Origin of the sequence: Actinomadura opuntiae, from assembly GCF_030283205.1 — a bacterium.
In the GTDB taxonomy this organism is placed as follows: Bacteria; Actinomycetota; Actinomycetes; order Streptosporangiales; family Streptosporangiaceae; genus Spirillospora.
On sequence record NZ_JASNWF010000027.1, the window covers coordinates 107023 to 117367 of the forward strand.

Sequence of the window (10345 nt, forward strand, 5' to 3'; positions counted from 1 at the left end):
GCCCGACACCGGCGTCACCGGCGAACCGGCCGCCGCCCGCCCCGGCCGCCCCGGCCGCGGCGAGCGCGTCCGCACGGGGACCGGCAGCGGTCCCGGCCGGCTGCTGGTCGCCGTCTACGCGATCTTCGCGCTCGCGGCCGGTGCGCGCGCGGGCGTGCAGATCGGCACCAAGTTCTCCGACGCGCCGCTGGCCTACACGCTGTCGGCGTTCGCCGCCGCCGTCTACGTCCTGGCGACGGTCGCGCTGGCCCGCGGCGGCCGGACCTCGTTCCGGGTCGCCGTCGCGGCCTGCTCGGTGGAGCTGGCCGGCGTCCTGGCGATCGGCACGCTGAGCCTGGTCGACCGCGCGGCGTTCCCGGACGCCACGGTCTGGTCCGGATACGGCGAAGGGTACGGGTTCGTCCCGCTGGTGCTGCCGGTGATCGGGCTGCTGTGGCTGCGCCGCACCGCCCGCCGCGCACGCCCGGCGGACGGCTGATCCGTCCCGCGCGGACGGGGTTGACCACACGCCCGCCGGTCCCGCGCCGGTCCCGGCGGGCGCGCGGCGCTCACCCGTCTCCATGACGACCATCGGTCTTCGGGGGCGCGCCATCACGCCGCCGTGGTGACCGCACCGCCCTCGCCGGCCTCGGCCTCCCGCGCGCCGCTCTCCTCGGCGATCAGGCCGGGGGACGGGTCGGCCGTCAGCGGGGCGGAGGCCGCCGGCTCCTCGGCGACCGGCGCCGGCTTCTTGACGACCGGGGCCGGCGCCGGGGGTGGGTCGGTCATGGTGCGGCCCCCGATCGGCAGGGCGTGGACGGCGGCCCGCGCGATCGCCTCGACCTCCTCGGGGGAGCGGTCGGCGGACGGGTTGCGGCGCATCCAGCGGATCAGCCGCAGCGGCGGCGCGAACACGATCCCGTCGGCGGTGAACGGCGCCCGGGCCAGCTTGCCGCCGTGCACGGCCAGCACCGGCGTCACCGTGACCGGCGCGCCGTACCGCTCGGAGATCAGCCGGCCGGCCGCGTCGGCCCGCGCCGTCAGCCCGCCCACCAGCCTGGACTGGGTGCGGCCGTTGACGAACAGCCGCCCGCCGTGCCGGTCGATCTCGGCGTCCGGCGCCCACGCCTCGTTGTGCACCAGCCACACCCCGCCGGGCCCGACGACCAGCTCGTCGGCGGCCTCGTGCCCGGGCACGACCCGGCCGTGCAGCACCCGGTGGCCGCGCCGCTCCAGCGTCAGCCGCAGCGTCCGGTCCATCCGCTCGACGCCGCGCCGGCCGCGCCGCCACACCCGGGAGGCGTTGTACAGGCGCCAATGCACCAGCGCGTCCGCGGACGCCACCAGCACGGCCATCACGACTCCGAAAACGGGGTTCACCAGCATCCCGCACAGCAGCAGCGTCGCGACGGCCAGAAATGCGCGCGTCCGCAACCGGGCCTTTCGGCCACGCTGCCACAGCTCCTCGTAAACCGCCTGGGGCGAACCGCCGGTGAACGCCTCGCGGCCGCGGATATAGATGGACTCGCCGAGCATCAGCCAACCTCCAGCACCTGCGACGACGACCTCATTATGGCGATAGCCCGCCGATTGTCGCCACACGTGGCACGGTGAGGGAAACCAAACGGCAAAGCAACCACGCGAACCCGTAGCATTGCTTACCTGGTCTTTCGCGGGGGTTGGGCCGCCGATTCCTGGCGAGAACTTTAGACCATTCTGGGCTGGTAATGAAATGCGCGATGCAACTATCACCGTAACCCGCGCGCGGCCTTTCATCGCGGTGGCATTTCTCACATGGACGGTCACCCGCGGCCACCGGTAGGTTCGACTGCCGCCACACTGGACGGATGCACCTCAGCGCCGCCGAGGACCTGCCCGTCCGCCGCGCCGTCCCCGGGCTGCGCGCCGCGCTGGCCGCCCGCGGCGCCGCGGTCCTCGCCGCGCCGCCCGGCACCGGCAAGACCACCCTCGTCCCGCTCGCGCTGTCCGGCCTCGCCCTCGCCGACGGCGCCCCGGCCCCGGACTCCGGCGGCAGGGTCGTGGTGCTGGAGCCCCGCCGGCTGGCCGCGCGCGCCGCCGCCCGCCGCATGGCCTGGCTGCTCGGCGAGCACGTCGGCGGTAGCGTCGGCGTCACCGTCCGCGGCGAGTCGCGTCCCGGCTCCCGCGTCGACGTCGTCACCACCGGGGTGCTGCTGCAGCGCCTCCAGGACGACCCCGAACTCGCCGGCGTCGGCACGGTCATCCTCGACGAGTGCCACGAACGGCACCTGGACGCCGACACCGCGCTGGCGTTCCTGCTGGACGTCCGCGCGACGCTGCGTCCCGACCTGCGGCTGGTCGCCGCGTCCGCCACCGCCGACACCGGCCCGTGGGCCCGGCTCCTCGGCGGCGACGGCGGCCCCGCGCCCGTGGTCGAGACCGAGGCCGCGCTGCACCCGGTCGAGGTGGTCTGGGCCCCGCCGCCGCGCCCCGTCCCGCCGCCGCACGGCATGCGCGTCGACCCGGCGCTGCTCGCCCACGTCGCCGACACCGTCCGCCGCGCCCTCGCCGAGCGCGACGGCGACGTGCTGTGCTTCCTGCCCGGCGTCGGTGAGATCGGCCGCGTCGCCGGGCGGCTCGCCGGCGTCCCCGCCGACGTCCTCCAGGTCCACGGGCAGGCACCGCCGGCGGTGCAGGACGCCGTGCTTGCGCCCGGCACCGGCCGGCGCGTCGTGCTGGCGACCTCCGTCGCCGAGTCCAGCCTCACCGTGCCCGGCGTGCGCGTCGTCGTGGACGCCGGGCTGGCCCGCGAGCCCCGCACCGACCACGCCCGCGGGCTCGGCGCGCTCACCACCGTCCGCGCGTCCCGCGCCACCGCCGACCAGCGCGCCGGACGCGCCGGACGCGAGGCGCCCGGCACCGTCTACCGCTGCTGGACGCAGGCCGAGCACGACCGGCTGCCCGCGCGCCCCCGACCGGAGATCGAGCTCGCCGACCTCACCGGCTTCGCGCTCCAGGCCGCCTGCTGGGGCGATCCCGGCGCGGGCGGCCTCGCCCTGCCCGACCCGCCGCCGCCCGCCGCGATGGACGCCGCCCGCGACGTCCTGCACGCGCTCGGCGCCGTCCGCGAGGGCCAGGTGACCCCGCGCGGCCGGCGGCTGGCGGGCGTCGGCCTGCACCCGCGCCTCGCCCGCGCCCTCCTCGACGGCGCCCGCGAGGTCGGCGCCCGCAACGCCGCCCAGATCGTCGCCCTGCTGTCGGAGCCCCCGCCGCGCGCCGCCGGGGACGACCTCACCGCCGCCTGGCGCGCCCTGCGCGGCCGGGCCCGTCCGGCCGACGCCCACGCCGCCCGCTGGCACGACGAGGCCCGCCGCCTCCGCAAGGCCCTCGCCGACGCGCCCCCGGCCAGGGCCTCGGCCGGCCGGAGCGATGATCTGGTGGCGGGGACCGTGGTGGCGCTGGCGTTCCCGGAGCGGGTCGCGCGGGCCCGGGCGGGCGGCGGCGGGTACCTGATGGCGTCCGGGACGGGCGCGGTGCTCGCGGACGGGTCGGCGCTGGCGGCCGCGCGGCCGCGGTGGCTGGCGGTGGCGGCCGCGGACCGTCCGGCCGGGTCGGCGTCGGCGCGGGTGCGGCAGGCCGTCGTGATCGACGAGGACGTGGCGCGGGCCGCCGCGGCGCCGCTGCTGCAGACCGCCGAGGAGGTGGCCTGGCGGGACGGTGACGTGGTGGCGCGGCGGGTCGAGCGGCTCGGGGCGATCGAGCTGGACGCGCGGCCCTTGCGGGACCCCGACCCCGACCTGGTGCGGGCGGCGCTGCTGGACGGCCTGCGCGCCGAGGGGCTCGGCCTGCTGAACTGGACGCCGGGGGCCGTAGCGCTGCGCGAGCGGCTGGCGTTCCTGCACGGCGCGCTGGGGGAGCCGTGGCCGGACGTCGGCGACGCGGCGCTGCTGGAGCGGGCGCCGCAGTGGCTGGCCGGGGCGCGGCGGCGCTCGGACCTGGGCCGGGTCGACGTCGCGGGCCTGCTGCGGGGGCTGCTGCCGTGGGAGGCGGCGTCGCGGCTGGAGGAGTACGCGCCGGAGCGGATCGAGGTGCCGTCGGGGTCGCGGATCCGGGTCGACTACGGTCAGGGCCGGCCGGTGCTGGCGGTGAAGCTGCAGGAGCTGTTCGGCTGGGACGCGGCGCCCCGGCTCGCGGGCGGGCGGGTGCCGCTGGTGGTGCACCTGCTGTCGCCGGCGGGACGTCCGGCGGCCGTCACGGCGGACCTCGCGACGTTCTGGCGGGAGGGCTACAAGGCCGTCCGGGCCGAGCTGCGGGGCCGCTACCCCAAGCACCCGTGGCCGGAGGACCCGACCACGGCGGCGCCCACCCGCAGGACGAAACCGCGCCGCTAGTCCGTCGAGTTGCGGCGAGTCGTCGTTATGCGGCGCGCCATAACCGCGACTCGCCGCAAGTGAACGGCGTCAGGCGCGGGAGTCGACGAGGGCCTGGATGCCGTCGAGGATGCGGGCCAGGCCGAACTCGAAGGCGTGCGCGGGGCCGACGGCGGCGTTGTGCTCGCGCCCGGCGACCTCGCCGACGCGGGAGCTGAGCGGGTAGTCCTTGCCGCCGGTGTCGATCTGGTGCAGCAGCGGCACGAGCGCCTCCCACCACTGCGCGTCGGTCATGCCGCTGCGCCGCTCGGCCTCGGCGGCGTTGACCGACACGCGCGCCGAGCTCTCGGCGAAGCCGGTGACGAGCGCGACGACCGAGTCCATCTCCAGGTCGGTGAGGCCGATGCCGTCGACGGCGCGCAGCTCGAACTCGTACTTGTCGAACACGGCGGGGCCCATGGGCGGGCGGACGGCGGCGACGTGCAGCAGCCAGGGATGGCGGTGGTACAGGTCCCAGTTGTCGCGCGCGATGTGCTCCAGCTTGGCGCGCCAGCCGCCCGGGACGCCGTCGGCGGGGGTGAGTTCGGCGAACGCGCGGTCGAGCATGACGTCGATCAGCTCGGCCTTGCCGGGGACGTAGGTGTAGATCGACATCGGGGCGACGCCGAGCTCGTCGGCGATGCGCCGCATCGACAGCGCGTCCAGCCCGTCGGAGTCGGCGACGGCGATCGCGGTGCGGACGATCCGCTCGGCGGTGAGCTTCGGCTTCGGCCCGCGCTTCGGCCGTCCGGGCACGCCCCACAGGAGTTCCAGGCTGCGCCGCGGGTCGCCGCCCCCGCTGTACTCGGTCGTCACCCGTGCATCCTCCCAGGGATGAAACTCTGTACGACGTACGTTATAGTCTCCCGGACGCTTAATCCGTATGGCGTACGGAGTTTGGGAGACCCATGACAGAGCCACACCTCGCGGTCGACGCGGCCGGGCTGCGCAAGACCTACGGCCGCACCGCGGCCCTGGACGGGCTGGACCTGCGGGTGCCCGCCGGCACCGTGCACGGCCTGCTCGGCCCCAACGGCGCGGGCAAGACCACCTGCGTGCGCGTGCTCGCCACGCTCGCCCGCCCGGACGGCGGCCGCGCCGTCGTCGCCGGGCACGACGCCGTCCGCGCCCCCGACCGGGTCAGGGCCCGGATCGGCCTGGTCGGGCAGCACGCCGCGGTCGACGAGCTGCTCACCGGCCGGCAGAACCTCGTCATGTTCGGCCGCCTCCACCACCTCGGCGCGCGCCGGGCGCGGCGGCGGGCGGACGAGCTGCTGGAGCGGTTCCGGCTCGCCGGCGCCGCCGACCGTCCCGCCGGCGGCTACTCCGGCGGCATGCGGCGCCGCCTCGACCTGGCCGCCGGGATGATCCTCGCGCCGGCCGTGCTGTTCCTGGACGAGCCCACCACCGGCCTCGACCCGCGCAGCCGCATCGAGGTGTGGGACGCGGTCCGCGCGCTCGCGGGCGGCGGCACGACCGTCGTGCTCACCACCCAGTACCTGGAGGAGGCCGACCGGCTGGCCGACGCGATCTCGGTGATCGACCGCGGCCGGGTCATCGCCGAGGGCAGCCCGGACCGGCTGAAGTCCCGGCTCGGCGGCGACCACCTGCGGATCGTCGTCGAGGACCCCGGCGCGCTCGCCGCCGCCGCCGAGATCGCGCACCGCGTCGCCGGCGCCGAACCGGAGGTGGACGCCGACGCGCTGGCGGTCACCGCGCCCGTCCCCGACCGGGTCGGCGCGCTCACCGGCGCCGTCCGGGCACTGGACGAGGCGGGCGTGCGGGTCGCCGACATCGGCGTCCGCCGCCCCACGCTCGACGAGGTGTTCCTGCACCTCACCGGCGGCCCCGCCACCGCGCACGACCAGACCGCGCACGACGACCAGGAGGTGCCCGCGTGACCGCGCTACCGCACACCCCGCCGACCTTGCTCGGGCGGCTGCACTGGGCCGCCGCCGACGGCTGGACGCTCACCGTGCGGGCTCTCGCCCACCGGGTCAAGCGCCCCGACCAGCTCGCCGTCAGCCTGCTGTTCCCGGTGGTCGTCGTCCTGATGATGGGCTACCTGTTCGGCGGCCAGATGGACGTGCCGGGCGGGGAGTACCGCGCGTTCATCATCCCCGGCATGTTCGCGATGACGATGGTGTTCGGCGTGGAGAGCACCTTCACCGCGATCGCCGTCGACGCCGCGCGGGGCGTCTCCGACCGGTTCCGGTCGATGCCGATGGCGCCGTCGGCCGTGGTCGTCGGGCGCGGCGCCGCCGACATGGCGGAGGCGCTCGCGTCCCTCGCGGTCATGGCGCTGTGCGGGCTGGCGATCGGCTGGCGCGTCCACGACGGGATCGCCGCCGCGCTCGCGGGCCTCGGCCTGCTGCTGTTCCTGCGGTTCGCGCTGATCTGGGTGGGGGTCTACCTCGGCCTGGTCGCCCGCGGGCCCGAGTCCGTCACCATGATCCAGATGCTGGTGTGGCCGGTCGGGTTCCTGTCCAGCGCGCTCGCCGCGCCGAGCACGATGCCGGGCTGGCTCGGCGCGGTCGCCGAGTGGAACCCGATGTCGGCGACCGTCACCGCCTGCCGCGGCCTGTTCGGCGACCCGTCCCGCGACGCCCTGTCGAGCGGCTCGTGGGCCGCCGAGCACAGCGTGCTGCTCGCGGTCGCGTGGCCGCTGGCGATCACGGCGGTGTTCTTCCCGCTGGCCGTCCGGCGCTACCGCGCCCTCGGCCGCTAGGGCAGCAGCCCGGCGCGGTGGCGGGCGAGCGCCAGCGCCGGATAGCACGCCTCGGGCAGCGGTTCCGCGCCGTTCAGCGCGGTGCGGAGCCGCTCGCCCACGGCGGCCGCGTCATAGGGCTGGACGACGCACAGCTCGGCCTGCATCGCCTGCCGCGCCGCCGTCATCAGCGCCGGGACGTCACCGACGATCACGACCTCGGCGGGGGAGTCGCCGTAGGACAGCCGCACCGCCAGCGCGTGCATGCCCGCCGTGCCCGCGTCCTCGTAGCGGAACTCGCAGACCAGGCGGTCGCCGTCCAGCGGACCCTCCTGGATCAGCCACGCCTGGCCGGGGACGACGCGGCCGAGCATGCCCTCCCATGGCGCCGCGGGCCGGTCGCGCAGCGCGTCGGCGGCCTTGCCTGCGGCGGTGCGCCCCACCTGCGGGCCGATCGCGGCGAGCGCGCGCAGGAACGCGCGGGCGCCGGGCGTCGCGGCGGCCCGCAGCGACATGATCAGGTCGCCGAGCGCGGCGCGCCGGCCGGCCTCGTGCGGGGCCGCGGCCTCCAGCGTGCCGAGCTGCGCGGACGTCCACACCTCGGCCTGCAGCGCGCCGGGCAGCGCGGGCAGCGCGTCCGCCTCCCGGACGAACGCCGCGTAGGCCTCGCGGAGGCCCGGCAGCATCAGCCGGGGGCCGGGGGACGGTCGGGTCCTGCTCATCCGACCAGCCTATGGGACGCGGCCTCGTGACCCCCGTCACCCCGTCAGGCGGGGACGGTCAGCAGCGTCCGCGCGCCGGCCCCGAGGGTGCGGACCTCGAACCGCTTGATGTCGGCGGGCTTGACCGCCGCGCCGCCCTGCACGGTCAGCCGCGGCTGCGGTGATCCAGGCAGCCCGTACCCCTTGTCCGGGACGGACCAGCCGGCGACCGTGTGGGCGCGGCCCGCGCCGTCCACCGCGACCAGCTCGCACTCCAGCGGCCCGCGCACCTTGGTCAGCTGCAGCGCGACGCGGCTGCCCCACGGGGTGCCCTGCGTCGCGACGGTCCCGGACGCGCCGGTCCCCGCGTCGGAGGCGGTCGTCCGGTGCCCGTCGCGCAGCAGCGCCGCCGCCCCGTCGGCGCCGCTCGCCGCGCGCGCCGGGGCCGGGTCCTTGTCGGCGCCGACGGTGTACCCGGTGCCGAGCGCCCCGCCCAGCAGGACGAGCCCGGCGGCGGCGCCCACCAGCGCCCGCGTCGTGCGGCCGCGGCGCTCGCGCCGGATGCGGCGGCGCAGCAGCTCCGGCACGGGCGCGGGCTCGGGCAGGCCGCCGGGCGACTCGGCGATCGGGCCGATGCCGTCCAGCGTCGCGGCCAGGCCGCTGAGTGCGGCCAGCTCCTCGTGGCAGGGCAGGCAGGCCGCCAGGTGCGCCTCGAACGCGCGCCGGTCCGGCTCCTCCAGCAGGCCGAGCGCGTAGGCGCCGACGTCGACGTGCGCGGCGGGCGCGGTCATGGCGTCACGCCCCTCTCCTCCAGGGCGACGCGCAGCGCCCGGAGCGCGTAGTAGACCCGCGACTTCACGGTCCCGACCGGGATGCCGAGGTGCCGGGCGGCCTCGTTCACCGACCGGTCCCGGAAGAAGGTCTCGTTGAGGACCTCGCGGTGCGCGGGCGACAGCGCGAGCAGCGCCTCGGAGACGACGACGGAGCGCAGCAGGTCCTCCAAACCGTCGGGGACGCGCATGTTCTCCAGCGGTCCCTCGCCCGCCTCCTGCGGCCGGGCGTTCTTGCGGCGCTGGTCGTCGATGACGATCCGGCGCGCGACGGTCGCCAGCCACGGCAGCAGCGACGCGGCGTTCTCGTCGAGCTGGTGCGCGCTGCGCCAGGCGCGGATCATGGTCTCCTGCACCACGTCCTCGGCCCAGTGCCGGTCGCCCCCGGTGAGCCGCAGCACGAACGACAGCAGCGGCCGCCCGTACACCCGGTACAGCTCGGTCACGATGACCTGGTCGTCGACCGTGCCGGCGGGCCGCGGGCCGCGGAACCAGCTCCACGGCCCGGACGCGGCGGGCGGGCGGGCGCGGGACGGCGCTGCGGTGGACGATCTGTTGGCCATCGTGCTCTCCGGCGGGTGCGGGGGCGGCGACGCGGCGGTCGGGATGGGGCGCGGTGCGTCGGATGTCGCGTCGGGAGGCAGTACGGGACGGAGGCGACGGCCGGTTCAGCGGAGACCGGAACCCGGGCCGAACCCGGGCCGAACCCGGGCCGGAAGCGGGACGGTAGCGGGGTGGAAAGCGGGTCCGGACGCCCGCGGCGCAACCGTTTTGCGCTGGTTATTCCGGTAGCGCGCTTACTGGTTCGCTAGGTATTACTTACCCGAGGGCGCCGACGGCGCCGCCGTCCCGTCCAAGTGGGCGTCAACGGCGTCACACGAGAGCGGAGGAGGCGACGCACGGCCCCCCTTTGACACCCGGACGACCGCGGCGATCCTCCATCAGGCAACACTCACTCCACAGTGGAGCGAATGCGGGGCAACCGGCCCCTGATTTGCTCGGAGGACGAGGGGCGGACACGGAGTGGAAGGGAACGAGCGACACCCGCTGCACTACCGCCTGCTGATGGCGGTGGACATCCAGGGGTACAGCAAGCGGGACACCAGCGAGCAGCTGCTCGCCCAGCGCCAGCTCTCCGACGCGCTGGACCGGGCGGCGCGCGGCGTCGGCCTCGACCGGTCCCGCTGGGACAAGCAGGTCGGCGGCGACGGGGAGCTGGCCACCCTGCCGGACGGGATCGACCCGGCGCCGGTGGCGGGCGACTTCGTCATCGGGCTCGCCGGCGCGCTGCGCGAGATCAACCGCGCGGCGCTGGACGCGGGCGCCCGGTTCCGGCTGCGGGTGCGGCTCGCGCTGCACCACGGCACGCTGACCGCCGGGCCGTTCGGGCCCGCCGGCGACGCGCCGATCGTCGTCCAGCGGCTGCTGGACGCCGGGCCGCTGCGCCGCCTGCTGGCCGACGACGCCGGCCGCGACCTGGCCTACGTGGTCTCGGACTCGCTGTTCGAGGACGTCGTGCGGACCGGCTTCTGCGCGCTGCGCCCGGACGCCTTCACGGCCGTCAAGGTCACCGCCAAGGGCGCGGTGTTCCGCGGCCACATCCTCACCGGCCGGCCGGCGGCCCTCGCCCCCGGCGGCGCGGAGCGGGACGGGCCCGCCGGCGACGGCGGGCCCGGCGCCCGGGTGCTCGACTTCCCGGCGCTGGCCGCGCGCTGACCCGGCCGCGCGCCGGCCGCGCCG

General features: G+C 76.9%; 10 protein-coding genes. 5 read left to right on the top strand and 5 right to left on the bottom strand.

The annotated features are described in order from the left end of the window. Window positions 1–100: 100 nt before the first annotated feature. Entirely contained in the window at window positions 101–478 is a 378-nt protein-coding gene (locus tag QP089_RS41750; RefSeq protein ID WP_285919961.1) for a hypothetical protein, read from the top strand. 113 nt (window positions 479–591) lie between these two features. Here the strand turns inward: QP089_RS41750 and QP089_RS41755 are convergent, their stop codons facing one another. Beyond that, window positions 592–1515, bottom strand: coding sequence for an NERD domain-containing protein (locus tag QP089_RS41755; protein WP_285919943.1), 924 nt, complete (start codon window positions 1513–1515; stop codon window positions 592–594). 311 nt (window positions 1516–1826) lie between these two features. Between QP089_RS41755 and hrpB the strand changes: the two genes are divergently transcribed. Then, window positions 1827–4349, top strand: a complete 2523-nt coding sequence (hrpB, locus tag QP089_RS41760) for an ATP-dependent helicase HrpB (RefSeq protein ID WP_285919945.1) — start codon at window positions 1827–1829, stop codon at window positions 4347–4349. Window positions 4350–4418: 69 nt separating this feature from the next. Here hrpB and QP089_RS41765 read toward each other — a convergent pair whose 3' ends face one another. Continuing rightward, the gene (locus tag QP089_RS41765; RefSeq protein ID WP_285919947.1) at window positions 4419–5183 is read right to left on the bottom strand and encodes a TetR/AcrR family transcriptional regulator; all 765 of its coding nucleotides are present in this window, start codon (window positions 5181–5183) and stop codon (window positions 4419–4421) included. 92 nt (window positions 5184–5275) lie between these two features. Here QP089_RS41765 and QP089_RS41770 point away from each other — a divergent pair, with 92 nt between their 5' ends. Then, complete coding sequence (locus tag QP089_RS41770) at window positions 5276–6268, top strand: ATP-binding cassette domain-containing protein (RefSeq protein ID WP_285919949.1); 993 nt, start codon at window positions 5276–5278, stop codon at window positions 6266–6268. Further along, window positions 6265–7095 (top strand): ABC transporter permease, encoded by an 831-nt coding sequence (locus QP089_RS41775; RefSeq protein WP_285919951.1) that lies wholly within the window; start codon window positions 6265–6267, stop codon window positions 7093–7095. The genes QP089_RS41770 and QP089_RS41775 overlap by 4 nt, the downstream gene beginning before the upstream one ends. Here QP089_RS41775 and QP089_RS41780 read toward each other — a convergent pair. The 3 genes from QP089_RS41780 to QP089_RS41790 are packed head-to-tail and all read right to left on the bottom strand — an operon-like array spanning window position 7092 to window position 9168. Next, entirely contained in the window at window positions 7092–7796 is a 705-nt protein-coding gene (locus tag QP089_RS41780) for a hypothetical protein (protein ID WP_285919953.1), read from the bottom strand. The genes QP089_RS41775 and QP089_RS41780 overlap by 4 nt on opposite strands. Before the next feature lie 44 nt (window positions 7797–7840). Then, window positions 7841–8566: an anti-sigma factor family protein gene (locus QP089_RS41785; protein ID WP_285919955.1), complete on the bottom strand. Its 726-nt coding sequence runs from the start codon at window positions 8564–8566 to the stop codon at window positions 7841–7843. Beyond that, window positions 8563–9168: a sigma-70 family RNA polymerase sigma factor gene (locus tag QP089_RS41790; RefSeq protein WP_446474135.1), complete on the bottom strand. Its 606-nt coding sequence runs from the start codon at window positions 9166–9168 to the stop codon at window positions 8563–8565. Before QP089_RS41790 ends, QP089_RS41785 begins: the two co-directional genes overlap by 4 nt. 460 nt (window positions 9169–9628) lie before the next feature. Here QP089_RS41790 and QP089_RS41795 point away from each other — a divergent pair, with 460 nt between their 5' ends. After that, window positions 9629–10321 carry a hypothetical protein gene (locus QP089_RS41795; protein ID WP_285919957.1) on the top strand — a complete coding sequence of 231 codons (693 nt, stop codon included), beginning with the start codon at window positions 9629–9631 and terminating at the stop codon, window positions 10319–10321. Window positions 10322–10345 lie beyond the last annotated feature (24 nt).

Coding starts and splice junctions, on each gene's coding strand:
- QP089_RS41755 (WP_285919943.1), bottom strand. CDS start 1,515: ATGCTCGGCGAGTCCATCTATATCCGCGGCCGCGAGGCGTTCACCGGC.
- hrpB (WP_285919945.1), top strand. CDS start 1,827: ATGCACCTCAGCGCCGCCGAGGACCTGCCCGTCCGCCGCGCCGTCCCC.
- QP089_RS41770 (WP_285919949.1), top strand. CDS start 5,276: ATGACAGAGCCACACCTCGCGGTCGACGCGGCCGGGCTGCGCAAGACC.
- QP089_RS41780 (WP_285919953.1), bottom strand. CDS start 7,796: ATGAGCAGGACCCGACCGTCCCCCGGCCCCCGGCTGATGCTGCCGGGC.
- QP089_RS41785 (WP_285919955.1), bottom strand. CDS start 8,566: ATGACCGCGCCCGCCGCGCACGTCGACGTCGGCGCCTACGCGCTCGGC.
- QP089_RS41790 (WP_446474135.1), bottom strand. CDS start 9,168: ATGGCCAACAGATCGTCCACCGCAGCGCCGTCCCGCGCCCGCCCGCCC.